Here is a 25,120-nt window from a genome sequence, read left to right on the forward strand (position 1 = left end):
TGGGGATGCCCGAGGACCTGGTCGAGCAATATCTGATTCTCTCGCCAGCGCTCAAGATCAATGACACCATGCGCACGGGCATGCAGAAAGAAGACGCGGCCGGCTGGTTCGGCACGCCGCCACCGGATCTGTCGCTCGAGGCGCGTCTGCGCGGCACTGACTGGATCTACACCTATCTGAAGAGCTTCTATCGTGATGCGTCACGCCCGTGGGGCGTGAACAATGCGGTCTTCCCCCAGGTCGGCATGCCGCATGTGCTGGAATCGCTGCAGGGCGTGCAGGAAAAGGTCTGTGGGCAGAGTGACCTGGCGGTAGCGGGGGCGGAGATCGATCCCGACACGGGGCGTTATGCGTCCTGTGATATTCTAGAGATCACCCAGCCTGGCAGCATGACGGCAGGGGAGTTTGATCAAGCGATGTGGGATCTGACCAATTTTCTGGCCTATGTCGGCGAGCCTTCGCGACTCAAGGCTGAGAGCATGGCCCCCAAGGTGTTAATATTCATTCTGATCTTTACCTTGCTGGCGTATCTTCTCAAGAAGGAATATTGGCGCGACATTCATTGATGGCCCCCGGGGCGGGGTCTCAGTGATAATGGCGAGCCGGCAGTGACGGGCGCGCGGCTGATCAGTCGCGCGCCCGCTTGCGTCGCCTTGAGGTGGCGCAGGCTGACCCTCTGGCAGGGCCCGTTGTGACAAGGGCAGGCCAGAGGAAACTTATCCCCGTTTGTCAGGCCAAAAGCTGACACGGGCATGTCTCGAACAGATGCGAGGACAGTTTCATGGGTGTTGTGGCCAAGCGTTCATCGATGACCTTCTACTCCGGTGGTGACGACCACTTCAGCCACCGTGTACGGATCGTGCTGGCCGAGAAGGGTGTGGCAGTCGATATCATTGATGTGGATGATGACAGCCGTCCGGCCGAACTGGCCGACCTGAACCCGTACAACAGTGTGCCGACGCTGCTGGATCGCGACCTGGTGCTCTACGAGTCCAAGGTCATGATGGAATATCTGGACGAGCGTTTCCCGCATCCGCCGCTGTTGCCGGTGTATCCGGTGGCGCGCGCCCAGAGCCGTCTGTGGATGCATCGTATCGAGCGCGAATGGGTGCCGATGATGGAAACCATCCAGACAGGCACCAAGAAGGAAGCCGACAAGGCGCGTAAGGAATTGCGTGAAAGCCTGATCGGCATTTCCCCGATCTTCGACGACATGCCGTTCTTCATGAGCGACGAGTTCTCGCTGGTGGACACCTGCATTGCCCCGATCCTGTGGCGCTTGCCGACACTGGGAATCGAGCTGCCGGAGAAGCAGGTCAAGCCGCTGCTGACCTACATGGAGCGGTTGTTCGGGCGTGATGCCTTCAAGGCGTCGCTGTCCGAGGCCGAGCGCGAGATGCGTATCTGATCCGTGCGTGATCCTTCGGTCATTGATCGATCGGTCACGCATTCGGGCTTTCGCCCTCGCTCATCAGTCTGTGGATGATGGATGTGAGCGATGTGCGGGGCGTTGGCCCGTTGGCGGAATGGACTTCGGTCGTCGCTGACACTCATTGCAGTTCAAGAGGTTCTCCCATGCTTTCCAGTCGCCCTTATCTGGCACGCGCACTCTACGAGTGGCTGCTGGATAACGACAATACGCCGTACATCGTGGTGGACGCCGAGCAGGAAGGTGTCCAGGTGCCGCGTCAACACGTCCAGAACGGCCAGATCGTGCTCAATATCGCACCCGGTGCGGTGCGTGATCTGTTGATCGCCAATGAAGGGGTCAGCTTCAATGCCCGCTTCGGTGGTCAGCCGATGCACGTCAGCGTGCCGACGGCCGCCCTGGTCGCGCTGTATTCGCGTGAAAACGGTGTCGGTATGGTCTTCGGTCACGAGCCGGTGATGCCGGGTGCCGATGAGATGACATTCGGTGAAGCCGCGCAAGATGCCGAGCCGGCCGCCGCAGCGCGCCCGACGCTGGCCAGTGTCGGCAGTGCGCCCGTCGAGGAAGAGGCGTCAGAGTCAGCGGATGCGTCCGTCGAGACAAGCTCAGGCGCTGATGCCGAAGTCGCCGGTGAAGAGCAGGCGTCGAATTCGGCCAGCGACGAGCAGGGCGCTGATGACAATGATCAGCCCAAGCCGCCGCGCAAGGGGCGTCCTTCGCTGCGCGTGATCAAGTAATCACGTCGGCAGGTGGGGGCGATGGATGAGGATTGGCCATTGTCCGCCTGATGTCGCTCCTGTCATGAAAAATGCCCCGCAGGCTTCGGCCTGCGGGGCATTTTTCATTCTTGATTCTTGGTGCTATTTATTCAGGGCACTTTGCATGTCAGGCATGCAAGCGCGCCACCTCGATCAGTCGAGGTACTCGAAGACCTTGGCGATACGCTGGATGCCGCCGACTTCAGAGACCTTGCTGACGATCTGGTCGGCTTCGGCGCGGGTCACGATACCCATCAGGTAGACGCTGGCATTCTCGGTGAGTACCAGGATGCGACCGGAGTCGATGTTGGCATCCGCCGCCAGCGTGGCCTTGACGCGCGTGGTCAGCCAGGTGTCCTGCACGCGCTGGCTGGCCGGGGCATTGGCGCTGATTTCCAGCGCGTTGTGCACCTGACGCACGCGACGCACATCCTTGGCGATGTCCGTGGCCTTCTGCTTCAGCTCGTCGCTGGCGACCTGGCCGGTCAGCAGCACCATGCCGTTGTAGGAGTTCACGTTGACGTGGGCATCATTGAAGCGGGCATCGGTCTTGCCGAGATTGACCTCGATCTTGGTCTCGATGCTCTCGTCTTCCACCTGGGCGCCCAGGGTGCGATCGCCATAGTCTTCGTCGATCGGGCCGCTGTTGGTCAGGTCGGCGACGGTGGTGCAGCCGGCTAGCGTCAGGAAGCCGGCGGTGGCCATGAGGGAAAGCAGGTTCTTGGGCGTCATGCCGTTTTCTCCTGGTGAATGCCGTGGGGCGCGCGGATTACTCGTTGCTGCCGAACAGCTGATGATCAATCAGGTCGCACAGGCAGTGGATGGCCAGCAGATGGACTTCCTGGATGCGTGCCGTAGAGGTGGCGGGAACACGAATCTCGCAGTCTTCGCTGCCCAGCAGTGACGCCATGTCGCCACCGTCACGGCCGGTCAAGGCGACGACGCGCATGTCACGGTCGTGAGCCGCCTGGATGGCCTGCACCACATTGGCGGAGTTGCCGCTGGTGGAGATGGCCAGCAGGATGTCGCCGGGCTGACCCAGGGCGCGGATCTGCTTGGAGAACACCTCGTTGTAGCTGTAGTCGTTGGCGATGGACGTCAGCGTGGAGGTGTCGGTGGTCAGCGCGATGGCCGGCAGACTCGGGCGCTCACGCTCGAAGCGGTTGAGCAGCTCGGAGGAGAAATGCTGGCTGTCGCCGGCGCTGCCGCCGTTGCCGCAGGCCAGGATCTTGCCGTCATTGACCAGGCTCTGGACCATCATCTGGCTGGCCGCTTCGATGAAGGGCGGCAGCACTTCGCTGGCGTAGGTCTTGGTGTCAATGCTGGCGTTGAAGTGGCCGAGAATACGCGATTGGAAATCCATGATGGCTCTTGGTCGTTGGCTTCAGAACGCTTCGAAGGCGTGGCGAATCCAGTGAATGGAACGAGGGGAGGTCCCCTCCACGCCTACCACGTCGAAGCGGCAGGAACATGATAGCCCGTGCTGGGCCAGATAAAAACGCGCGGCAGTGATCAGCCGGCGTTGCTTGGTATGGGTCACGCTTTCCAGCGCGCTGCCGAAGCGGGAGTTGGCCCGGTAGCGCACCTCGATGAAGACCAGGGTCTCGGCGTCACGCATGATCAGGTCGATCTCGCCGCCCTTGGCATGCTGGTTGCGCGTGACGGGTGTCAGGCCACGCGCTGCCAGCCATTGTTCTACCTCCGCCTCGATGACGGCGCCGCGCGCTCGGGCGCGACGCTGGGGAGGCGGGTGCGCCTTGCCTGAGGGCGAGTCGGCGCGTGTCATGTCAGGGCGTGTAGGCTTCGACGGTGCGGCTGTTGGCGCCTTTCAGTGGCGGACGCGGTACGCCACCTCTGAATTCAGCCCAGGGCAGCGTGCGCTCGATGCGGCCATCGTGGCGCGGGAAGAGGCTGCCGGTGGCGCCGAAGAGTTCGCCGCCCGCACCGGCCAGCATCAGCGGTACGCGCTGGGCCAGACGATAGGCATCGACCCCCATGGCGTTGAGCTTGAGCATGCGCGGTGAAGCATCGGACAGGGCGCGGTAGGTGTCGACTTCCGGCAGGGACGCCTTGCCGCCGGAGGAGGCCTCCGGCACTTCCCAGGGTATGTCCACGAAGTCGACGCCATTGAGGTCGCCATCCTGATCGGGCTGCGGTGCGCCGTCATAGAGATGGGAGGTGCCGTAGATCGGCAGGTCGCCCGCGTAGTAGAAGTCCAGCATCGGCGGCACCTGACGCGCATAGCTCGGCAGCGCCAGCAGGAAGATCATGTCGATGTTGCCGGAGTGCGCGCGGCCGTATTTGCTGCCGGATTTCTTGGCTGACTTCATGCGCGCCTGGTCCTGGCTCGAGACCGACAGCAGGTCCTTGACGGCTGAGCTGACGGCGCCCTTGGGGTTGTAGCGCTCGACGGAGACGATGTCGCCGCCTTCCTGCTCGAAGCGGTCACGGAAGGCGCTGTAGACGCGCTGGCCCCAGGCATTGTTGGGCACCAGCGCAGCGGCGCCACGATGGCCATCAAGCGCGGCGCGCATGGCGACCTGGCGGGCTTCGTCCTCGGCGGACAGGCCGTACTGGAACAGGTTGTCGGCACGGTTGCTGTCATGGGTGCCGTAGTTGAGGGCCAGTGTCGGCAGCGGCAGGCTGTTCTGGGTTTCGAGCTGACTGACCAGCTTCTTGTCCAGCGGGCCGAGCACGACCTGGGCGCCATCCATGGTGGCACGGGCATACAGGGTCTTGAGGTCCGCGCTCGAGGTGTCATAGAAGCTCAGCTGCGGGGTGGCCTCGGCATTGTCGATGGCGCTGCGATGGCGCGCCTCGATGCCTTCACGGATGGCCTGGGCGATCCGCTTGAGCGAGCCGGACTCGGGCAGGAAGACGGCAATCTTGCGCACTTCCTGGCCGGAGAGCTCGCGCAGGTCGAGTATGCCCTGCGGCATCTGGCGTGCGGCGGGGTGCTGCGGGTTGGCGTCCGACCAGTCGTTGATGGCGGAGAACATCTGGTCGATGTTGCCGCCGAAGCGACGCTGCAGGCGCAGCAGGTCCGTCCAGCCACTGGCGGTGGGGCTGGCACTGGCCAGCTCATTGAGCTGACTGGGCGAGAGGCGCGTGAGCTGCTCCCACAGGGTATCGTTGATGCTCAGGTCATCGCTGTCGGCCTGCAGGGCGATCAGGGTCTGGGCGCTGGCCAGGGGCTCGCCGACCATGCCGAGCGCCAGGCCGCGACGCTTGCGCAGTGTGCGCTGGTCATCGCTGGACATCTGGATGTTGTCCTCGAGTACCGAGGTGGCCAGGATCGTGTTCCAGCCGTCCTGCTGCTCAAGCGCGATACGCGACAGCAGCAGGGCCCATTGCACGCGTTCCTGCGGCTCGAGGCTTGCCGGATCGATGTCGGATGCGATGGTGATCGCCTGCGCGTTGTCGCCGCTGCGTGCTAGGATGTCCGCAGCTTGCAGGCGCGTACTGGCCGCTTGCTGACCCTGTTGCTGCTCGGCCTGAGCGAGCAGGGCATCGGCCCCGGGGCCGATGGAAAGCGGTGACTGTCCGGCACACCCTGCCAGCAGCAGGGCGGAGGCGGCGAGGCCCGCCAGCGTGCGCAGGCCGGAACGTGAACGGCGCGCGGCCTCCTGCCGGATGGCTGACGAAGTGCCCAGCGTATTGGCTGATGCACGATTCCATGTCTGGCGCATGTACGACGGTCCCTTGGCTGATGGGCGATGTGGTCAGGACTGCATCGCCGCCTACTGTGATGAAGGGTGAAAGGCATCATGGCACTCGGTCGATCAGGGCCACGCATGCAGCGTCCTTCGGATGAAATGTCCCAAGGCAATCTGCCTGTGTCTGACGACCATTTCTACCATTGAGTTCAACGAGTCGAAGCATTGAATGTCCGAGTCTTCTGAAGGCGTATTGTACGTGGTCGCCACGCCGATTGGTAACCTCGATGATCTCAGTCCCCGCGCCGCGCGGGTGCTGGGAGAAGTGGACCTGATCGCAGCGGAGGATACCCGCCACAGCGCGCGGTTGCTGCGTCACCTGGGCCTGGAAGTGCCCATGATGTCCCTGCACGATCACAACGAACGTGGTCGTGTCGACCAGCTGTGTCAGGCGCTGGAGGCAGGCCGACGCGTCGCGCTGGTCTCCGATGCCGGCACGCCGCTGATCTCCGATCCCGGCTTCATCGTCGTGCGCGCCCTGCGCGAGCGTGGCTTCAAGGTAGTGCCGCTGCCGGGGCCGTGCGCGTTGATCACCGCCCTCAGCGCGGCGGGTCTGCCGACGGATCGCTTCACCTTCGAAGGCTTTCTGGCCCACAAGGGCGGCCCGCGTCAGGCACGCCTTGCCGCGCTGCGCGACGATAGCGCCACCCATGTGCTGTATGAATCTCCGCACCGCATCCAGGCGCTGCTCGGCGATATCCGCGAGGTGCTGGGCGAGCGCCGGGTCGTGCTGGCCCGTGAGCTGACCAAGACCTTCGAGACCTTCCTTGATGGCACGGCGGCCGAGCTGCTGGCGCAGATGGACGCTGACAGTGATCAGACCCGCGGTGAATTCGTGGTCATGATCGAAGGCGCGCCGGCACGTGACGGCGACGAGGCGGTCAGTGTCGAAGGCGACGCCCTGTTGCAGGTGCTGTTCGAGGAGGGCGTGGGCGTCAAGCAGATGGCCGCCATCGCCACACGTCTGGTAGGCGGGCGCAAGAAAGCCTGGTATGCCAAGGCGCAAGCCATGAAGGACGCGGCAGAGGAATAAGCAAACCTCTGTCACGCCAGACTTTTTTGCCGCTGCCATTGTTCGGCCTGCGCGGGCTTCGTCTTGTGAAAGGCCCATGACACTGGTAGTCTTGCGCGCTTGGGAGACGGCCAGACAGTCGCCGCCAGCGCAAGCTGGGGGAGGAAAGTCCGGGCTCCATAGGGCAAGGTGCCAGATAACGTCTGGGCGGCGCGAGCCGACGGCAAGTGCAGCAGAGAGAAGACCGCCTACGTCAGCTTCGGCTGACCGGTAAGGGTGAAAGGGTGCGGTAAGAGCGCACCGCGCGGCTGGTAACAGTTCGCGGCGAGGTAAACCCCACCTGGAGCAAGACCAAATAGGCCCCCTATGCTGCTGCCCGCAGTGGGGGCGGGTTGGTTGCTTGAGCCCTGAAGTGATTCAGGGCCTAGATGAATGACTGTCCACGACAAGACCCGGCTTATCGGCCATCTCCCGCCTTATAACGTCAGTGTGCTGCCAGCCTTCGCGATGCGAGCGATGGCAGCACACCTTGAATTCGCATGACCGGCGCCGTCCGCTGCGTGTTTCGTGAATGACCATTGCAGTTGGATGGCAACGAACACGCTGCCGTGACAGGCGCCGGTTGTCGGTTATGGCACTTGAATTCGTGCTTCAGCCGCTTGCCTGCTGCACGCAGGCGCTGTTTCCGCTCTTATGCTGTCGGTGTCCTTTGCCACCGGCTTTCACTGCTCGCATCGCGTGCCAAGGTCCAGAGTTTCGTCATGTCCAAGCCCAGCGCTCCTTCCGTTACCGAGTCTGCCGATACCGAGTCCGTCGAAGTGGCTGATCGCTTCGCGCATGTCAGTGTCATGCTCGATGGCGCGGTCGATGGCCTGATTCAGGACACGGCCGGCGTCTACTTCGACGGCACCTTCGGTCGCGGTGGCCATTCGCGTCTGATCCTGTCGCGTCTGGCGCCCGAGGGGCGTCTGATCGCCTGTGATCGTGACCCCCAGGCGCTGGCGGAAGCCGCGACCATCGAGGACGAGCGCTTCAGTATCCATGCCGGTGAATTCGCGCGTCTTGGCGAATATGCCGAGCGTGAGGGCGTGCAGGGTCAGCTGGATGGCATCCTGCTCGACATCGGCGTGTCATCTCCGCAGCTGGATGATGCCGAGCGTGGCTTCAGCTTCATGAATGATGGCCCGCTGGACATGCGCATGGACCCCACCAGTGGCGAGAGCGCCGCCGAGTGGCTGTCGCGTGCCAGTGCCGAGGACATGGCCTGGGTCTTCAAGACCTATGGTGAGGAGCGTTATGCCAAGCGTCTGGCACGCGCCGTGGTGGAGCGTCGCGCCGAGCGACCCATCACGCGCACCGGCGACTTCGCCAGCCTGATCAAGGATGCCCACCCCAACTGGGAGAAGCACAAGCACCCGGCGACGCGTGTCTTCCAGGCGATCCGCATCCACATCAATGGTGAGCTGGATGAGCTGACCCGCGCGCTGGATGCCGGTCTCGAGGCGCTCAAGCCCGGCGGTCGTCTGGTCGTGATCAGCTTCCACTCGCTGGAAGACCGCATCGTCAAGCGCTTCATGCGTGACAAGGCGCGGGGGGATCAGGCGCCGCGTGGCATGCCGATCCGTGAAGACCAGCTCAACAAGCGTCTCAAGCTGGTGGGCAAGGCGCAGAAGGCCTCGCAAAGCGAAGTCGATGCCAATGTCCGTTCGCGCAGTGCCGTGATGCGCATTGCCGAAAAGCTCAAATAGCGTCAGTGCTCCCTCTGGGGAATCGTGCCTCTTTCTGCGCCTGCCTACCGGCAGGCGCGCGCGCAAGTGGGCTGTGGTGAAAGGACGACACAAGTGTTGCCGTGCTGCAACTCTTAGCGGCTAACGCCACTTGCTGACATAATGCGCCGGGCGCTTCAAACAAGTGAGCGAACATCGCGCCTGCACGTTGGCAGTCTGCAAGGATATTCGTGATGCGGGGCATCACGTTCAGAGTGATTAGGGAGTCGGCATGGCGGGGCGGAGACAGGATGGCTGGACGGGTAACTGGCCGATCAAGGTGCAGATGCGTTGGCGTCACCTGTGTTTCGCGGTGCTGATGCTCAGTCTGCTCGGCTCTGCCGCTGCTGTCGTGATCAGCTCCCACCTCTCGCGCGGCCAATATGCCCAGCTGCAGAAGCTGGAAGCGGCGCGCGATGATGCGCGTGCACGTTGGGGCCGCCTGCTGCTGGAAGAAAGCGCCTGGTCGGCGCCGGCGCGTATCGAAAGCATCAGCATCGAGCGACTCGAGATGCGCGTCCCGGATGTCCACGATGTCGAGGTCATTCGCTGATGGCCACGCGTCGCCCGCCTTCGTCTCGCCCGCGCAACCCGCGCAAAGCCGCCGGCGCTGAGACGCCCGCTCACACCAAGGCCGCAAGCGGTGCCCGCAAGAGCGCGCGCGCAGCCATGGGGCCAGCCCGCTATCGCATCATGCTCTTCATCGTGTTGGCCGGGCTTGTCGCTCTGGTCGGCCGCATCGGCTATCTCCAGCTCTTCGATCAGCAGTTCCTGCAGGATCAGGGCGACGCACGCACCCTGCGTGTCGACAGCATCAATGCTCACCGCGGCATGATCACCGACCGCACCGGTGAGCCGCTGGCGATCTCCACGCCGGTCATCACCCTGTGGGCCGACCCGCGCAAGGTGCCCGACGACCCCGTGCGGCTGTCATTGCTGGCGCGCGCGCTGGGGCAGAAGCCGGATGACCTGATCGCACGCGTCCGCCGCTATCGTGATGCCGGCAAGGGCTTCATGTACATCAAGCGCCAGATGACCCCGCCGCAGGCCCAGCCTGCCATTGACCTCGATATTCCGGGCGTCAGCCACAAGCAGGAATACAAGCGCTATTACCCCTCCGGAGAAGTCTCCGCCCAGTTGATCGGCGTGACCAACGTCGATGACAAGGGCCAGGAGGGGCTCGAGCTTGCCTACAATTCCTACCTTTCCGGTACGCCGGGCAAGCGACGTGTGCTCAAGGACCGCAAGGGGCGCCTGGTGCGTGACCTGCATCTGATCAGCGAAGCCAAGCCCGGTGGCGACCTGACACTCTCCATCGACCTGCGTCTGCAATACATGGCCTACCGTGAGCTCAAGGCGGCCGTGGCGGAGCACCGCGCAGATGGCGGCACCCTGGTGATGATGGATGCGCGCACCGGCGAAGTGCTGGCGATGGTCAATCAGAAGTCCTATAACCCGAACAACCGTGCCGGGCTTGATCCCGCCGGGCTGCGTAACCGCGCGATCACCGATGCCTTCGAGCCCGGCTCGGTGATGAAGCCGCTGTCGATGAGCGCCGGCCTTGCCTCCAGCAAGTATCAGCCGGACTCGGTGATCGATACCACGCCGGGTTACATGCGGGTCGATCAGTTCACCATTCGTGACTTCCGCAACTACGGCAAGCTCGACATGGCGGGCATTCTCTATCACTCCTCGAATATCGGCATGAGCCGCATGGCGCTGAGTCTCGAGGATGATGCGGTGTGGAATCGCTACTATGAGCTGGGCCTCGGTCAGGCGCCGGGCACCGGCTTCCCGGGCGAGACGACCGGCGTGCTGCCGCCGCCGACCAACTGGTCGCGCAGCAAGCGGGCCTCCATCTCCTACGGTTACGGTATCAGCGTCTCGGCGCTGCAACTGGCCAGCGCCTACACCGCGCTCGCCAACGACGGCCGTCGTGTGCCGCCGTCGCTGCTCAAGGTCAAGACGCCGCCGGTCGGTGACCAGGTGATCTCATCGGACAACGCGCACGCCTTGCTCGGCATGATGGAGAAGATCGTGCAGCCCAACGGGCCTGCCAAGCGGGCGGTGGTCGAAGGCTATCGCATCGCCGGCAAGACCGGCACCGTACGCAAGGTGACGGCCGGTGGTTATCAGAAGACCGCCTATCGTTCGTTGTTCGCGGGTGTGGCACCGGTGTCTGATCCGCGTATCGTGACCGTGGTGATGATCGAGAACCCCAAAGGGGAAGAATATTACGGCGGTCTGGTGGCGGCGCCCGTGTTCGGGCGCGTGGTGGGCAAGGCATTGCGCCTGCTGGATGTGCCGCCGGACAGCAAGGTCGGTGAGTAACGCTTTTCATGTGGCACGGTCGTCGGCCTCGGGCGGGCGACTGCGTCTTTTTTCTCATGTAGTGAATACGTTCCGGGACATCGGGAACAAGGAAGGTCTTCCGACATGACTTCACCGCACGATTCCAGGCGCCTGGGCGAGTTTCTGGCGCGCCCGTTGGCCACGGCGACAGACATGCTGGCAGCGTTGCTGGCGCTGTGGCCAGGCGCCCTCAATGACGATTGCCGTGCACGGCTTGCCGCGCGCGATGACTGGCACCTGACGATCGACAGTCGCAGTGCCGCGCAGGGCTCCCTCTTCATCGCCATCCCCGGCATCGCCAGCGATGGCCGCGACTATATCGCCGCGGCGCTTGAGGGCGGTGCCGAGCTGGTGCTGGCCGAAAGACCCGCAGGCGGGGATGCACGTCTCGCGCTGCATTCAGACGATGCCAGAGTCGTCTGGCTCGAGAATCTGGGCGAGCAGCTCGGTGAGCTGGGTCGCCAGGCCTTCAGTGTGCCCGAGTCGCTGACGCTGGTCGGGGTCACGGGCACCAATGGCAAGTCTTCCGTCACCCATTACATCGCCGAGCTGGCCGAAGCGATGGGCACGCCCGCCGGCATGATCGGCACGCTCGGCATCGGGCGTCCCGGCGCGCTGGTCGCGGGCGAGCGCACCACGCCCGACGCCTTGGCCGTGCAGGCGGCGCTCAAGGGCCTGAGCCTGGCCGGTGCCGAGCTGATCGCGATGGAAGTCTCTTCGCATGCGCTGGATCAGGGGCGCGTCAATGGCTGTCGCTTCACCGTCGCGGGCTATACCAATCTTTCGCGAGACCACCTCGACTACCACGGCAGCATGGCGGCCTATGCGGCGGCCAAGGCGAAGCTGTTCAAGCGTCCCGAACTCAAGCTTGCGGTGCTCAATGCCGACGATGCGCTGGCGCGTCTGATGCTGGCCGGCATGCAGCGCGGCGTGCGCGTGCTGGCAATGGGGCGTGATGATGTCGCGACCCTGCGCGTGCTGGATGTCTTCCCCGAGCCGCTGGGCCAGGTTGCCGTGATCGCGACGCCGGATGGCGAGCGTGAGCTGGGCCTCAATCTGATGGGGCGCTTCAATCTCGACAACGCCTTGCTGGCAATGCTGATCCTGCATGGCCTCGACTATTCGTTCGAGGGGCTGTTTGCCGCCGCGCCGCGTCTGACGCCGGTGCCGGGCCGCATGCAGCGCCTGAGTCGTGATGGCGCGCCGGTGGTGGTGGTCGACTACGCCCACACGCCGGAGGCCGTCGAGACGGCACTGACCGCGCTGCGTGCCCACCTGCCGGCGCGGGATGATGCGCGCCTATGGTGTGTACTCGGCTGTGGTGGCGATCGCGACAGCGGCAAGCGCCCGCTGATGGCCACGGCCGCCGAACAGGGCGCCGATCGTGTCGTGATCACCGATGACAATCCGCGCACCGAGGATGCCGCTGCCATCCGTCAGCAGATGATGACCGGCATCCATGCCCGCGAGCGCGTACTGGATATCGCCGAGCGTGGCGAAGCCATTGCCCAGGTCATCCGTGATGCCGGCGAGCATGATGTCATCCTGATTGCCGGCAAGGGGCACGAGGACTATCAGGAAATCGACGGTCAGCGACTGCCGTTTTCCGATGTAGCCCATGCGGTCGCGGCGCTGGAGCGTCGTGAGCTCTCGATGCTGGAAGGTCAGGAGCGTGACGCATGAGTGCGCCTGAACAGCCCGTCGGTCTGAGCACCTTCGAGGAAGTGGCCGCGGTGCTCGGGGCGCAGTTGCCACAGGCATTGCGCGATCAAGCGCTGGGCGCCATCGAGACGGACACCCGCAAGCTTGGCGAGCAGGCCGCACCGCTGTTCGTGGCGCTGAAGGGTGAGCGCTTCGATGCCCATGACTTCCTCGCCCAGGCTCGTGCCAATGGCGCCGTCGCGGCGCTGGTCGAGCGGGCAGTGGATGATCCGCTGCCGCAGATCGTCGTTGCGGATACCCGGCTGGCCTTCGGGCTGCTGGCGGCAGCGCGTCGTCGTGCCTGGGGGAGGCCGCTGATCGCGGTGACCGGCAACAGCGGCAAGACCAGCGTCAAGGGCCTGGTGCATGCCATCCTTGTGCGGGATGCCGCGCGTTTCGAGGCCGAAAGCCTCGCCAATCACGGCAACCTCAACAACGATTTCGGCCTGCCGATGACGTTGCTGCGCTTGAGCAACGCCCACCAGCACGGTGTGGTCGAGCTGGGCGCCAATCATCTCGGCGAGATCGCCTGGACGACGGCCCTGGCGCGCCCGCAAGTGGCGGTGATCACCAATGTCACCGGCGCCCATGTCGGCGAATTCGGCGGCATGGGGCAGATCGCCCAGGCCAAGGGCGAGATTCTGGCGGGCTTGAGCCCGTTGGGAGGGCGACGTCCGGTCGCGGTGCTCAACCGTGATGACGCCTACTTCTCGCTATGGCAGGCGCTGGCCGCAACCGGCCAGGCGGTCGATGTCATCGACTTCAGCGTTGCGGATGGCGTTGTGGATGCCAGCGTGGATAGCGGTGATCGCCCGGCACGCCTGCAGGCGCGTGAGCTAGGCGCGGATGAGCTCGGGCGTTATGCTTTCGAACTGACGTTTGATGGCCGCTCGCTCGGTCGTGTCCAGCTGGCGTTGCTGGGGCGTCACAACGTGGCCAATGCGCTGGCGGCTGCCGCGGCGTGCCTGGCACTGGGCATCGACAGTGATCTGGTGATCGCCGGGCTCGAGAGCGCCGAGAGCGTGCCCGGCAGGCTGGGCGTCGTGGCAGGCATCAACGGTTCGCGTCTACTGGATGACAGCTACAACGCCAACCCCGGTGCCATGCTGGCGGCGCTGGATCTGCTGGCGACACTGCCTGCGCCGCGCTGGTGCCTGATGGGCGCCATGGGCGAACTCGGAGCAGACGCCGAACGTCTGCATGCCGAGGTGGGCGACCACGCCCGCAAGCTGGGCATAGATTTCATTGCCACCTGCGGCGAGGGCGCTCAGGCGACTGCCGAGGCCTTCGGGGCCGGTGGCAAGCACTTTATCGAGCGGGCAGAGCTGGAAGCTTACGCCCGTAACCATCTACCCACCGGGGCCAGTGTTCTGGTCAAGGGGTCTCGCAGCGCTGGCATGGAGAATGTCGTTGCCGCGCTCAAGGTCGACGCATCAAGGTGAATGTGAGTCATGCTGCTGCTGCTTGCTGAGTTTCTGGCCCAATTCAATGGCGCCTTTACGGTTTTCAATTATCTGACCCTGCGCGTGGTATTGGCCACGTTGACGGCACTGTTGCTGTGTCTGTGGCTGGGCCCCTGGGTCATACGCAAGCTCGTCGATGGCCAGATCGGCCAGGCCGTGCGCGACGATGGCCCCAAGTCTCACCTTTCCAAGGCCGGCACCCCGACCATGGGCGGCGTGATGATCCTGCTGTCGATGGCCGTCTCCACCCTGCTGTGGGGCGACCTGACCAACCTGTATGTCTGGGTGGTGCTGGCCGTCACGCTGGGCTTCGGCGCCGTCGGCTGGGTCGATGACTACCGCAAGGTGGTGGAGAAGAATCCGCGTGGCCTGCCGGCACGCTGGAAGTACTTCTGGCAGTCGGTGGTGGGCATCGGCGCCGCCGTGGTGCTGTACCTGACGGCGAGCACGCCGGCCGAGACGGGCCTGCTGGTGCCGTTCTTCAAGGACGTCGTCATTCCGCTGGGCGTGTTCTACATGGTGCTGACCTACTTCGTGATCGTCGGCAGCTCCAATGCGGTCAACCTGACCGATGGCCTCGATGGTCTGGCGATCATGCCGACCGTGCTGGTCGCCATGGGCCTGGCCATCTTCGCCTACGCCTCTGGCAACCTGAAGTTCGCCGAGTATCTGCACATTCCGTTCATCGCCGGTTCCGGCGAGCTGGCCGTGTTCTGCGCCACCATCGCGGGTGCCGGCCTCGGTTTCCTGTGGTTCAACACCTATCCCGCCCAGGTCTTCATGGGCGATGTGGGCGCGCTGGCACTCGGCGCGGCACTGGGGGTCGTGGCTGTCATCGTGCGTCAGGAAATCGTGCTGTTCATCATGGGTGGCGTCTTCGTGATGGAAACCGTCTCGGTGATCCTGCAGGTCGGCTCCTACAAGCTGACCGGGCGCCGCATCTTCCGCATGGCGCCGCTGCATCACCACTTCGAGCTGAAAGGCTGGCCGGAGCCGCGCGTCATCGTGCGCTTCTGGATCATCACCGTCGTGCTGGTGCTGCTTGGCCTGGCCACACTCAAGGTTCGCTGAGGACGCATTCGCGATGACCCTCTCTGTCACCTCTCAAGCACCGGCCTCGCCGGTGCCTGCCAAAGGACCGACCCTGGTGGTCGGTCTTGGTGTCTCCGGACAGGCGATCGCTCGCCATCTGAGTGATCGCGGCATCGACTTTGCCGTCGCCGATACCCGTAGCGCACCGCCGGGCCTCGAGAGCCTGCGCGAGCATGCGCCGCAGGCCGAGGTCCATCTTGGCCCACTGGAATCGCTGGATCTGTCACGCTTCGGCGAGGTGGTGCTCAGTCCGGGCATCGACCCGCGTCAGGCGGTGTTCGATGGGGTCCGCGAGCGGCTGGTCGGCGAGATCGCACTCTTCGTGCGTGCGCTGGACGAGCGCCAGGCCCGCGACGCGCAGGGCAAGCGGCCCACGCTGGTCGCGATCACCGGCTCGAACGCCAAGTCCACCGTGACCACGCTGATCGCGCAGATGGCCGCGCGTGCCGGCCGTGACGTGGCGGTCGGCGGCAATCTGGGCACTGCCGCGCTGACATTGTTGCGTGAGCAGCCTGATGCCGAACTCTACGTGCTGGAGCTGTCTTCCTTCCAGCTCGAGACCACACCTGAGCTCAAGGCCGATGTCGCCTGCTTCCTGAATCTCTCCGAAGATCACCTTGATCGCCACGATGGCATGCGCGGCTATCAGGCCGCCAAGCGCGGCATCTTCCGCGGCGCAGGCCTTGCGGTCGTCAATGCCGATGACGCCTGGAGCTGGCCGGCCGAGGATGATGCGGTGGCGCGAGTCAGTTTCAGCGTGCAGCTCGGTGAGTCAGCTGATGAGTCGACCGATGAGGCTGCCAGGCAGGCGCAATGGCGCCTGGCGGAGCAGGGCGGCACGCTGTCGCTGTGTCATGTCGAGTCTGGCCAGCTGTGCAGCGTGATGCCTGCTGCGGACGTGCGACTGGCCGGTCGCCACAACCAGGCCAATGCGCTGGCGGCACTCGCGATGGGCACCGCGATCGGCCTCGACGAGACGGCGATGGTCGCCGAGCTAGCAAGCTTCGCGGGCTTGCCGCATCGCGGCGAGCTGATCGCCGAGGTGGCGGGCGTGCGCTGGATCAATGATTCCAAGGGCACCAATGTCGGGGCGACGCTGGCGGCGATTGCCGGTCTCGGCCCGACGCTCGAGGGCAAGCTGATATTGCTGGCCGGTGGCCAGGGCAAGGGCGCGGATTTCACGCCGCTGGCGGCGCCACTGGCCCGTTACGCCCGTGAGGCGGTGGTGTTCGGTCAGGATGCGCCGCTATTGACGCAAGCCCTGGCCGATGACGTTACCGTGACGCCAGTCATGACGCTGTTGGAGGCCATGCGTCATGCTCGACAGATCGCTCAGGCGGGGGACTGCGTACTGCTGTCACCGGCCTGCGCCAGTCTCGATCAGTTCCCCAATTACATGGCGCGCGGCGACGCGTTCCGTGACTGGGTCACGCAGCACATCATGCCCGGTGCTGACTGCAATTCTGGCCCTGGCGGCAGCGACAAGGAAGCCTGCGATGCGTAACAAGGCTCGGCGAGTCCATGACACCCTGACGGCAGAGCGTCAGCCCGTCGACGGCTGGCTGCTGTTCTGCGCGCTGGCGATCCTGTGTATCGGCTGGGTGATGGTGACGTCTGCCTCCAGTGAGATCTCGAGCGAGCGCTTCGATGGCAATGCCTTCTATTACAGCATGCGCCACGGCATCTTCATCGTGATCGGCCTGGTGGCCGCGATCTGTACGCTGCGCGTGCCGATGTCCGCCTGGCAGCAGCGCAGCTTCGCGATGCTGATGCTGGGCTTCGTGCTGCTGGTGGTCGTGTTGGTGGTCGGGCGCGAGATCAACGGCGCCAAGCGCTGGATACCGCTGCCATTGGTCGGCGGGGTGCAGGCCTCCGAGATCGCCAAGCTGTGTCTGATGATCTGGCTGGCCGGCTATCTGGACCGCCGCCTCGACAAGGTGCGCGCCAGCGTCGTCAACGGCCTCATTCTGCCCTGCGTTCCCTTGTTGCTGATGATCGTGCTGCTGGCGCTGGAGCCTGACTTTGGCTCCATCGTGGTCATGGGCGGTGCCGTGATGGGCATGCTGCTGATGGCGGGCGTCGCCTGGTGGGGCTTCATCGTCTTGCTGGGCCTGGCCGGCGGTGGTGGTTGGCTGTTGGCGATCGCCGAACCCTATCGCTGGGAGCGTCTGACCACCTATACCGACCCGTGGGCCAACATGTATGACAGTGGCTATCAGCTGACCCAGGCGCTGATCGCCTTCGGTCGTGGCCACCTCAGCGGCATGGGGCTGGGCAACAGCGTGCAGAAGCTGTTCTATCTGCCGGAAGCGCATACCGATTTCGTGTTCGCCGTGCTGGCCGAGGAGCTGGGCTTGATCGGGGCGACGGCCGTGGTGGCGCTGTTCGGACTGCTGATCTACCGCGCCTTCAAGATCGGTCGCCGCGCTGAACTCGCCGGCTTGCCGTTCAGCGCCTACCTCGGCTACGGTATCGCCCTCGTGCTGGGGGCGCAGGCCTTCATCAACATCGGTGTGGCCAGCGGACTGCTGCCCACCAAGGGGCTGACCCTGCCCCTGATGAGTTATGGCGGTTCCAGCCTGATCGTCAGTTGCGTGCAGATCGCGATACTGCTGCGTATCGATGCCGAGACTCGCAAGCTGACCCGCACACCGACAGGAAATGCCGCCGCGCCCCGGCGCAAGGCCAAGAAGCCGACCGAGACACCGCAAGGAGCACAGGCATGACGTCATCTTCTTCTACCATCGCTCCCGAGGGGGCGGTCGACTCGGTAGACACTGTCTCCAAAGGCGTCGTGCTGATGATGGCCGGCGGCACGGGAGGGCATGTGATCCCGGCGCTGTCGCTGGCGCGTGCCCTCGCGGCGGCCGGTCACGAGATTCATTGGCTGGGCAGCCCGCGTGGCATCGAGAATCGCCTGGTGCCTGACGCCGGCTACCCGCTGCATCGGGTCGAGGTCGCGGGCCTGCGCGGCAAGGGTCTGGCGGGTTATGCGGCGATCCCGTTTCGTCTCGCGCGCGCCGTCCTGCAGGCACGGCGCGTGATTCGTGAGCTCAAACCGGTGCTAGTGGTGGGCCTCGGTGGCTTCGCCAGTGGTCCGGGCGGGCTCGCGGCGCGCCTTGAAGGCATTCCGCTGATCATTCACGAGCAGAACGCCATCGCGGGCCTGACCAACAAGGTGCTGGCGCGGATGGCGACGCGTGTCTACGCCGCCTTCCCGGGCGCCTTCCCGCCCGCCCTCGGAGCACAGGTGGTGGGCAATCCGGTGCGCGATGAGATCGCCGATGTCGGTGCCGCCGGGCATGCGTCCGAGTCTGCTGTCGAGACGGCAGGCGAGGCGCGTGCGTTGCATCTGCTGGTGATGGGCGGCTCGCTGGGCGCTCAGGCGCTCAACGAGACGCTCGCGCCGGCGCTGGCCCTGCTGCCGGAAGCCTCGCGCCCCGTGGTGCGCCATCAGGCCGGACGTGACAAGCAGGAGGCGACCCTTGCCGCCTATCAGGTAGCCGGCGTCACGGCTGAGGTCAGCGAGTTCATCGGTGACATGGCCGAGGCCTACGCCTGGGCAGACCTCGTGGTCTGTCGCGCCGGCGCGCTGACCGTGGCCGAGCTGGCTGCGGCAGGTCGCCCTGCGGTACTGGTGCCGTTCCCCCACGCCGTGGATGATCATCAGACCGTCAATGCCGCGGTATTGGTCAAGGCGGATGCCGCGCGCCTGATTCCCCAGAATACGTTGACTGCCGAGCGCCTCGCCGAGACGCTGGCAGAATTGCTCGACCCCAAGATACTCACTGGCATGGCCGCTCGCGCCCGCAATAGTGCGGAACTCGATGCGGTAGCGACCATGCTGGCAGGCTGCATGGAGACTCGCCTTGAACGCTAGCAATTCTGATCGCGGTGCAGGTATGCGCCGCATCCGTCGTATCCACTTCGTCGGCATCGGCGGTGTGGGCATGTGTGGTATCGCCGAAGTACTGGGCAACATGGGCTATGAGGTCAGCGGCAGTGACCTCAAGGAATCCGCCGTCACGGCGCATCTGCGTGAGTGCGGCGTGCGTGTCGCCATCGGTCATGCGGCCATCAATGCCGAAGGCGCGGATGTGGTCGTGGTCTCGACCGCGGTGGACACCACCAACCCGGAAGTGGCCTGGGCGCGGGAGCATCGCATCCCCGTCGTGCGTCGCGCGGAGATGCTCGCCGAGCTGATGCGCTTCCGCCAGGGCATCGCGATTGCCGGCACCCACGGCAAGACCACCACCACCAGCCTGACCGCGACCCTGCTCGCGGAAGGTGGCATGGACCCGACCTTCGTCATCGGCGGCAAGCTGACCAGCGCGGGCACCAATGCCCGTCTGGGCGAGGGTGAGTATCTGGTCGCCGAGGCGGACGAGTCCGATGCCTCCTTCCTGCATCTGCAGCCGTTGATCTCGGTGGTGACCAACGTCGATGCCGATCACATGGCCACCTATGAGGGCGACTTCAATCGCCTCAAGGACACCTTCATCGAATTCCTGCACAACCTGCCGTTCTACGGTCTGGCGGTGCTGTGTATCGATGATGCCAACGTGCGTGAGCTGCTGCCGCGTGTTCAGCGTCAGTTCGTGACCTACGGCTTCAGCGACGATGCCGATTACCGCATCAGCGATTTCCGCCAGGGTGGCGGTCAGCTCAGCTTCACGGCGCTGCGTCCGGAAGGCCATGCACCGCTCGAGATCACTCTGGCGATGCCGGGTGAGCACAATGCGCTCAACGCCCTGGCGGCGATCGCCATCGCCACCGATGTCGGTGTCAGTGATGAGGCCATCGCCCGCGCGCTGGCAGGCTTTGCCGGTGTCGGTCGTCGCTTCCAGGTGCACGGAGAATTCGCGGCACCCAATGGTGAGCAGAGCGTGATGCTGGTGGACGATTATGGCCACCACCCGCGCGAAGTGGAGATGGTGATTCGCGCCGTGCGCGCCGGCTGGCCGCAGCGCCGTCTGGTGATGGCCTACCAGCCGCACCGTTATTCGCGCACCCATGATCTCTATGAAGACTTCGTGCGTGTGCTGTCCGAAGTCGACACCCTGTTGCTGCTGGATGTCTACAGCGCCGGGGAAGCGATGATTCCGGGCGCCGATGGCCGCTCGCTGGCGGGCTCGATCCGTCAGCGCGGTCAGGTGGACCCGCTGTTCGTCGAGCACAAGCGTGCCTTGCCGGACTTGCTCAAGAACGTGCTGCGTCCGGGCGATATCCTGATTACCCAGGGGGCGGGCGATGTCGGTGGCATTGCGCTGGCACTGGCGGGGGCCGACCTCAAGCTTGACGAGGTGACGCTATGACCGTGTCTTCCTCCCCATCCGGGTCGACAGGCGTGAATCCTGAACTGGCCACGCGCTATGGACGTGTCGTGGTGTTGTTCGGTGGCCTGAGCGCCGAGCGCGAGGTGTCGCTCAAGAGCGGTGAGGCGGTGCTGGCGGCCCTGCAGGGCGCAGGTGTCGATGTGCAGGGCTATGACATGGCGCATGGGCTGGCCGGTCTCGAGGCATTGCGTCCCGACCGTGTCTTCATCGCCATGCATGGTCGCGGCGGCGAAGATGGCACCTTGCAGGGTGCGCTGGAATTGCTGGGCATCCCCTACACCGGCAGCGGCGTACTGGCCTCTGCACTGGGCATGGACAAGCTGCGTACCAAGAAGCTCTGGGATATCGAAGGCTTGCCGACGCCACGCTCCTGTCGCCTGGCGGCGGACACGGACTGGCAGTCGGTGCTCGAGACGCTCGGGACGCCGGTGGTGGTCAAGCCGGTGCATGAGGGGTCGACACTCGGCATCCATATCGTCGAGGACGCCCAGGCGCTCCAGGATGCCTGGACGGATGCCAGCCGCTTCGATGCGGTGGTGATGGCCGAGCGTTTCATCAAGGGCCCGGAATACACGGTGTCGGTGTTGGACGGCGAAGTCCTGCCGGCCATTCGCATCGAAGCCGATAGTGGTTTCTACGATTATGATGCCAAATACATCGCCAATACCACGCGTTATCTGCTGCCTTGTGGTCTGAGCGCTGCGCGCGAGGCGGAATTGGCCGAGATCTCGCTCAAGGCATTCAACGTGCTGGGCTGCGAGGGTTGGGGCCGTGTCGATGTGATGGAAGATGCGGACGGCGCCTTCTGGCTGCTGGAAGTCAACACCTCGCCGGGCATGACCGATCACAGCCTGGTGCCGCAGTCCGCGGCGCATGTCGGGCTCGATTTCGCCACCCTGGTGCTGCGCATTCTCGACACGACTCTCGCCGAGCGGGACGCAAACGATGCGTCAGTCGCTCAGCAGAGTGGTCATTGATCGATGGCGGCGCGTAGCACTACCGGCGCAATCTTCGGCCTCGTTCTCGGTCTTGCGCTGCTGGTCGCGGGCGGACAGGCATTGTGGACCTGGCTTGACCGTCCCATTGAGCGAGTCACCATCAAGGGTGACTTCGATCATGTCAGTGCTGCCTACCTTCAGCGTCACATCGCGCCGTTGATTCGTGGCCAGAGCTGGCTCTCCGTCCCATTGGGCGAGGTTCGGCGTCGCGCGTTGGCGATCGATTGGCTGAGTGAGGTCAGCATCTCGCGTCGCTGGCCGGATACACTCGAATTCGAGCTGTTTGAACAGCAGCCGGTGGCCTACTGGAATGATGGCGAATTGCTCAATGTGCGCGGCGATGCCTTCCAGGCGGGCCCGGTCACGCAGCTGGGCAATCTGCCCAATCTGGCGGGGCCCAAGGGCAGTGGATCCGAAGTGCTGGCCGAGCTTGACGCGCTGCAGAGCCAGTTGGGCGGGCTGGGGCTCAATGTCTCCCAGTTGCGATTGGAGCCACGCGGCGCCTGGCGCTTTCAGGTCAATGATTCGGTGTGGGTGATGCTGGGTCGCAATGATCGAGAGGCGCGTCTGGCGCGTTTCATGGCGGCCTGGCAGCGGCGTCTGGGTGATGAGGCGTCGCAGATCCGCTACATTGATCTGCGTTACCCCAACGGAGTGGCAGTGGCGTGGCATGGGGAGACGACGGCACCCGAAGAAGGCAAGGGCAGTTGAGGCAAATGGCGACACTCACTACATGCTTCATTTGCGTGTGAGTATTAGCAAAATGGCGATATCGCCAGTTTCATTTGTCGTCAATCCCGCCTATTCTAGCGGGGATTTGCGCCCCTCGGTATTTTAGGCTGGTATGCCCCAAGTGGCTGCTCCTATACTGGGAAGTCAAATCCCTCTGTACGGGTTAAACGGAACGTAAACCCGTTTTGGGTGGTGCGGCAGACATGTTGTCTGTCAAAGCGCGCAATTATTTTCATGATGAACCAGAATCAAGGAGCTGGCCCGACCTATGGCAGGACATTCCAAATCACAGGATATGGTGGTCGGGCTGGACATCGGAACCTCCAAGGTAGTCGCGATCGTGGGTCAGCCGACCGATGATGGCGGTATCGAAATTGCGGGAATTGGCTCCCACCCTTCACGTGGCATGAAGAAGGGTGTGGTGATCAACATCGAATCGACCGTACAGTCGATTCAGCGCGCAGTGGAGGAGGCTGAGTTGATGGCCGGCTGCGATATCCACTCGGTATATGTGGGCATCGCCGGCAGTCATATCAGTTCGATGAATTCCGATGGTGTCGTGGCGATCAAGGATCGCGAAGTGACGCCGTCTGATATCGAACGCGTGATCGACTCGGCGCGCGCTCGAGCGATTTCTGAAGGTCAGCGCATTCTTCACGTGCTGCCGCAGGAATATGCCATTGACCGTCAGGAAGGTATTCGCGAGCCGTTGGGCATGTCCGGGGTGCGTCTTGAGGCGCGCGTTCACCTGGTCACTGCCGCACTGAATGCCGTGCAGAATATCGAGAAGTGCGTGCGTCGCTGCGGGCTCGAAGTCGACGACATCATTCTCGAGCAGCTCGCCTCGAGTCATGCGGTTCTGACCGAGGATGAGCGTGAATTGGGTGTGTGCATGGTGGATATCGGCGGTGGTACCACGGATATCGCCGTCTTCACCGAAGGTGCCATTCGTCATACGGCTGTGATCCCCATCGCGGGTGATCAGGTCACGAATGACATCGCCATGGCGCTGCGCACACCGACGCAATATGCAGAAGAAATCAAGGTCAAGTATGCCTGTGCTCTGACCCAGCTGGCCTCCAGCGACGAGACGATCAAGGTGCCGAGTGTCGGTGACCGACCGGCACGTGATCTGTCCCGTCAAGCGTTGGCCGAAGTGGTCGAGCCCAGGTATGAGGAACTGTTCACCCTGGTCCGCGATGAATTGCGTCGCAGTGGCTATGAAGATCTCGTGGCTGCGGGCGTGGTTCTGACGGGTGGAACGTCACGCATGGAAGGTGTCGTTGAGCTGGCGGAGGAGATCTTCCACATGCCGGTTCGCATCGCTTGCCCGCAAAATGTGCGTGGACTGGCGGATGTGGTCCGCAATCCGATTTATTCCACGGGTGTGGGTTTGCTACATTATGGGATGAAACAGGAGCGGCACACGCCATCGTCGACGACCGTCGCGGTGCGCAGAGAGGAATCTGCCGCGCGACGCGTTCACGGCCAAGAGCACGACACCTCCACGCTGGAGCGGATCAAGGGCTGGTTCAAGGGAAATTTCTGACAGGGATTACAGAAAGACTGTGATCCAGGAGACAGGGCATATGTTCGAACTGGTAGATAACGCACCCTCCAGCAGCGCGGTCATCAAGGTGATCGGTGTTGGCGGCGGCGGTGGTAACGCCGTCAATCACATGGTCGAGAGCAACATCGAAGGCGTCGAGTTCATCTGCGCCAACACCGATGCTCAGGCGCTCAAGCGCGTGGCCGCCAAGACTGTCCTGCAGCTGGGCAGTGAAATCACCAAGGGGCTTGGCGCTGGCGCCAACCCGGAAGTGGGCCGCCAGGCGGCGATGGAAGACCGTGAGCGTATCGTCGAGCTGCTGCAAGGCGCCGACATGGTCTTCATCACCGCTGGCATGGGGGGTGGTACCGGTACCGGCGGTGCTCCTGTCGTGGCGCAGGTCGCCAAGGAACTGGGTATCCTGACCGTGGCCGTCGTCACGCGTCCGTTCCCGTTCGAAGGGCCGCGTCGTCAGAAGGCGGCAGAGCAGGGCATGAAGGAGCTCTCCGAGCACGTCGACTCCCTGATCACCATCCCCAACGAGAAGCTGCTGTCTGTGCTGGGCAAGAGCGCCAGCCTGCTGAGCGCCTTCAGCGCCGCCAATGACGTGTTGCTGGGTGCCGTGCAGGGGATCGCGGAGCTGATCACCAGCCCGGGCATCATCAACGTCGATTTCGCCGACGTGCGCACTGTCATGTCCGAGATGGGCATGGCGATGATGGGGACCGGTGACGCCATCGGCGAGAACCGTGCTCGTGAAGCCGCCGAGAAGGCCATTCGCAGCCCGCTGCTCGAAGACATCGATCTGCACGGCGCGCGCGGTATCCTGGTCAACATCACGGCAGGCCCGGACCTCTCCATCGGTGAATTCAACGATGTGGGTGCCACCGTGCAGGAGTTCGCTTCTCCGGACGCCACCATCGTGGTCGGGACGTCCATCGACATGGACATGACCGACGAGCTGCGTGTCACTGTCGTGGCGGCGGGTCTCGACGGTCGCGTCGAGAAGCCGGCGGCGCGTGAAACGGCACCGGCCAAGCGTACCGTCGAGAAGCCGGCGGACTACCGCAGCCTGCAGACCCCGACGGTCACCCGTCAGGCCAAGGAAGAGCAGGAAGCGGCAGTCAAGAAGTCGGAGCCGCGCAAGTCGCGTGATATGGATGACTATCTCGATATCCCGGCCTTCCTGCGTCGCCAGGCTGACTGATGCGCACTG

At 64.1% G+C, this 25,120-nt stretch carries 22 protein-coding genes and 1 other RNA gene; 19 read left to right on the forward strand and 4 right to left on the reverse strand.

What is annotated here, in order from left to right; genetic code table 11:
- The 3 genes from AC4FAH_RS05145 to AC4FAH_RS05155 form a co-directional block, all read left to right on the forward strand.
- The coding region (locus AC4FAH_RS05145; RefSeq protein WP_490245738.1) for a cytochrome c1 at positions 1-566 on the forward strand (566 nt) is incomplete at its 5' end.
- 215 nt (positions 567-781) lie between these two features.
- On the forward strand, positions 782-1,408 hold the full coding sequence (gene sspA / locus AC4FAH_RS05150) for a stringent starvation protein SspA (RefSeq protein ID WP_043332516.1): 627 nt from the start codon (positions 782-784) through the stop codon (positions 1,406-1,408).
- 167 nt (positions 1,409-1,575) lie between these two features.
- Complete coding sequence (locus tag AC4FAH_RS05155) at positions 1,576-2,166, forward strand: ClpXP protease specificity-enhancing factor (RefSeq protein ID WP_286988702.1); 591 nt, start codon at positions 1,576-1,578, stop codon at positions 2,164-2,166.
- A gap of 174 nt (positions 2,167-2,340) precedes the next feature.
- On the opposite strand, the gene AC4FAH_RS05160 is transcribed toward AC4FAH_RS05155, so the two are convergent.
- From AC4FAH_RS05160 to AC4FAH_RS05175, 4 genes are read right to left on the reverse strand one after another with little or no spacing between them, the layout of a single operon-like run.
- Complete coding sequence (locus AC4FAH_RS05160; RefSeq protein WP_054555092.1) at positions 2,341-2,919, reverse strand: BON domain-containing protein; 579 nt, start codon at positions 2,917-2,919, stop codon at positions 2,341-2,343.
- A 37-nt stretch (positions 2,920-2,956) separates the two neighbouring features.
- Positions 2,957-3,550, reverse strand: a complete 594-nt coding sequence (locus AC4FAH_RS05165) for a phosphoheptose isomerase (protein WP_043332512.1) — start codon at positions 3,548-3,550, stop codon at positions 2,957-2,959.
- Between the two features lie 21 nt (positions 3,551-3,571).
- Positions 3,572-3,973: a YraN family protein gene (locus AC4FAH_RS05170; RefSeq protein WP_052384397.1), complete on the reverse strand. Its 402-nt coding sequence runs from the start codon at positions 3,971-3,973 to the stop codon at positions 3,572-3,574.
- A 1-nt stretch (position 3,974) separates the two neighbouring features.
- Positions 3,975-5,876 (reverse strand): penicillin-binding protein activator, encoded by a 1,902-nt coding sequence (locus tag AC4FAH_RS05175; protein ID WP_286988703.1) that lies wholly within the window; start codon positions 5,874-5,876, stop codon positions 3,975-3,977.
- A 196-nt stretch (positions 5,877-6,072) separates the two neighbouring features.
- On the opposite strand from AC4FAH_RS05175, the gene rsmI reads away from it, so the two are divergent.
- The 16 genes from rsmI to ftsZ all read left to right on the forward strand — a co-directional run bounded on the left by rsmI (position 6,073) and on the right by ftsZ (position 25,111).
- Complete coding sequence (gene rsmI, locus AC4FAH_RS05180; RefSeq protein ID WP_287020087.1) at positions 6,073-6,936, forward strand: 16S rRNA (cytidine(1402)-2'-O)-methyltransferase; 864 nt, start codon at positions 6,073-6,075, stop codon at positions 6,934-6,936.
- A 102-nt stretch (positions 6,937-7,038) separates the two neighbouring features.
- Positions 7,039-7,391, forward strand: an RNA gene (rnpB, locus tag AC4FAH_RS05185) — RNase P RNA component class A.
- Positions 7,392-7,676: 285 nt separating this feature from the next.
- Positions 7,677-8,663: a 16S rRNA (cytosine(1402)-N(4))-methyltransferase RsmH gene (rsmH, locus tag AC4FAH_RS05190; RefSeq protein WP_286987206.1), complete on the forward strand. Its 987-nt coding sequence runs from the start codon at positions 7,677-7,679 to the stop codon at positions 8,661-8,663.
- A gap of 250 nt (positions 8,664-8,913) precedes the next feature.
- Positions 8,914-9,234 (forward strand): cell division protein FtsL, encoded by a 321-nt coding sequence (gene ftsL, locus AC4FAH_RS05195; RefSeq protein ID WP_043332508.1) that lies wholly within the window; start codon positions 8,914-8,916, stop codon positions 9,232-9,234.
- 116 nt (positions 9,235-9,350) lie between these two features.
- Positions 9,351-11,012, forward strand: a complete 1,662-nt coding sequence (locus AC4FAH_RS05200; protein ID WP_054555193.1) for a peptidoglycan D,D-transpeptidase FtsI family protein — start codon at positions 9,351-9,353, stop codon at positions 11,010-11,012.
- Between the two features lie 105 nt (positions 11,013-11,117).
- On the forward strand, positions 11,118-12,716 hold the full coding sequence (locus AC4FAH_RS05205; protein ID WP_242007735.1) for a UDP-N-acetylmuramoyl-L-alanyl-D-glutamate--2,6-diaminopimelate ligase: 1,599 nt from the start codon (positions 11,118-11,120) through the stop codon (positions 12,714-12,716).
- Complete coding sequence (locus AC4FAH_RS05210; RefSeq protein WP_490245739.1) at positions 12,713-14,176, forward strand: UDP-N-acetylmuramoyl-tripeptide--D-alanyl-D-alanine ligase; 1,464 nt, start codon at positions 12,713-12,715, stop codon at positions 14,174-14,176. The genes AC4FAH_RS05205 and AC4FAH_RS05210 overlap by 4 nt, the downstream gene beginning before the upstream one ends.
- Positions 14,177-14,185: 9 nt before the next feature.
- On the forward strand, positions 14,186-15,268 hold the full coding sequence (gene mraY, locus AC4FAH_RS05215; RefSeq protein WP_043332504.1) for a phospho-N-acetylmuramoyl-pentapeptide-transferase: 1,083 nt from the start codon (positions 14,186-14,188) through the stop codon (positions 15,266-15,268).
- 13 nt (positions 15,269-15,281) lie between these two features.
- Entirely contained in the window at positions 15,282-16,793 is a 1,512-nt protein-coding gene (murD, locus tag AC4FAH_RS05220; protein WP_490245740.1) for a UDP-N-acetylmuramoyl-L-alanine--D-glutamate ligase, read from the forward strand.
- Positions 16,786-18,015 (forward strand): putative lipid II flippase FtsW, encoded by a 1,230-nt coding sequence (ftsW, locus tag AC4FAH_RS05225; protein WP_054555086.1) that lies wholly within the window; start codon positions 16,786-16,788, stop codon positions 18,013-18,015. The genes murD and ftsW overlap by 8 nt, the downstream gene beginning before the upstream one ends.
- Before the next feature lie 77 nt (positions 18,016-18,092).
- Positions 18,093-19,169, forward strand: a complete 1,077-nt coding sequence (gene murG / locus AC4FAH_RS05230) for an undecaprenyldiphospho-muramoylpentapeptide beta-N-acetylglucosaminyltransferase (protein WP_490245741.1) — start codon at positions 18,093-18,095, stop codon at positions 19,167-19,169.
- A 22-nt stretch (positions 19,170-19,191) separates the two neighbouring features.
- Entirely contained in the window at positions 19,192-20,604 is a 1,413-nt protein-coding gene (gene murC, locus AC4FAH_RS05235; RefSeq protein ID WP_288387975.1) for a UDP-N-acetylmuramate--L-alanine ligase, read from the forward strand.
- A 32-nt stretch (positions 20,605-20,636) separates the two neighbouring features.
- Positions 20,637-21,602, forward strand: a complete 966-nt coding sequence (locus AC4FAH_RS05240; protein ID WP_348682376.1) for a D-alanine--D-alanine ligase — start codon at positions 20,637-20,639, stop codon at positions 21,600-21,602.
- A gap of 3 nt (positions 21,603-21,605) precedes the next feature.
- Positions 21,606-22,334, forward strand: a complete 729-nt coding sequence (locus tag AC4FAH_RS05245; protein ID WP_286987197.1) for a cell division protein FtsQ/DivIB — start codon at positions 21,606-21,608, stop codon at positions 22,332-22,334.
- Positions 22,335-22,623: 289 nt separating this feature from the next.
- Positions 22,624-23,904 carry a cell division protein FtsA gene (gene ftsA / locus AC4FAH_RS05250; RefSeq protein ID WP_043332496.1) on the forward strand — a complete coding sequence of 427 codons (1,281 nt, stop codon included), beginning with the start codon at positions 22,624-22,626 and terminating at the stop codon, positions 23,902-23,904.
- A 40-nt stretch (positions 23,905-23,944) separates the two neighbouring features.
- On the forward strand, positions 23,945-25,111 hold the full coding sequence (ftsZ, locus tag AC4FAH_RS05255) for a cell division protein FtsZ (RefSeq protein WP_286987196.1): 1,167 nt from the start codon (positions 23,945-23,947) through the stop codon (positions 25,109-25,111).
- Positions 25,112-25,120 lie beyond the last annotated feature (9 nt).

The organism is Cobetia sp., from assembly GCF_983723665.1.

Coding starts and splice junctions, on each gene's coding strand:
- sspA (WP_043332516.1), top strand. CDS start 782: ATGGGTGTTGTGGCCAAGCGTTCATCGATGACCTTCTACTCCGGTGGT.
- AC4FAH_RS05155 (WP_286988702.1), top strand. CDS start 1,576: ATGCTTTCCAGTCGCCCTTATCTGGCACGCGCACTCTACGAGTGGCTG.
- AC4FAH_RS05160 (WP_054555092.1), bottom strand. CDS start 2,919: ATGACGCCCAAGAACCTGCTTTCCCTCATGGCCACCGCCGGCTTCCTG.
- AC4FAH_RS05165 (WP_043332512.1), bottom strand. CDS start 3,550: ATGGATTTCCAATCGCGTATTCTCGGCCACTTCAACGCCAGCATTGAC.
- AC4FAH_RS05170 (WP_052384397.1), bottom strand. CDS start 3,973: ATGACACGCGCCGACTCGCCCTCAGGCAAGGCGCACCCGCCTCCCCAG.
- AC4FAH_RS05175 (WP_286988703.1), bottom strand. CDS start 5,876: ATGCGCCAGACATGGAATCGTGCATCAGCCAATACGCTGGGCACTTCG.
- rsmI (WP_287020087.1), top strand. CDS start 6,073: ATGTCCGAGTCTTCTGAAGGCGTATTGTACGTGGTCGCCACGCCGATT.
- rsmH (WP_286987206.1), top strand. CDS start 7,677: ATGTCCAAGCCCAGCGCTCCTTCCGTTACCGAGTCTGCCGATACCGAG.
- ftsL (WP_043332508.1), top strand. CDS start 8,914: ATGGCGGGGCGGAGACAGGATGGCTGGACGGGTAACTGGCCGATCAAG.
- AC4FAH_RS05200 (WP_054555193.1), top strand. CDS start 9,351: ATGGGGCCAGCCCGCTATCGCATCATGCTCTTCATCGTGTTGGCCGGG.
- AC4FAH_RS05205 (WP_242007735.1), top strand. CDS start 11,118: ATGACTTCACCGCACGATTCCAGGCGCCTGGGCGAGTTTCTGGCGCGC.
- AC4FAH_RS05210 (WP_490245739.1), top strand. CDS start 12,713: ATGAGTGCGCCTGAACAGCCCGTCGGTCTGAGCACCTTCGAGGAAGTG.
- mraY (WP_043332504.1), top strand. CDS start 14,186: ATGCTGCTGCTGCTTGCTGAGTTTCTGGCCCAATTCAATGGCGCCTTT.
- murD (WP_490245740.1), top strand. CDS start 15,282: ATGACCCTCTCTGTCACCTCTCAAGCACCGGCCTCGCCGGTGCCTGCC.
- ftsW (WP_054555086.1), top strand. CDS start 16,786: ATGCGTAACAAGGCTCGGCGAGTCCATGACACCCTGACGGCAGAGCGT.
- murG (WP_490245741.1), top strand. CDS start 18,093: ATGGCCGGCGGCACGGGAGGGCATGTGATCCCGGCGCTGTCGCTGGCG.
- murC (WP_288387975.1), top strand. CDS start 19,192: ATGCGCCGCATCCGTCGTATCCACTTCGTCGGCATCGGCGGTGTGGGC.
- AC4FAH_RS05245 (WP_286987197.1), top strand. CDS start 21,606: ATGGCGGCGCGTAGCACTACCGGCGCAATCTTCGGCCTCGTTCTCGGT.
- ftsA (WP_043332496.1), top strand. CDS start 22,624: ATGGCAGGACATTCCAAATCACAGGATATGGTGGTCGGGCTGGACATC.
- ftsZ (WP_286987196.1), top strand. CDS start 23,945: ATGTTCGAACTGGTAGATAACGCACCCTCCAGCAGCGCGGTCATCAAG.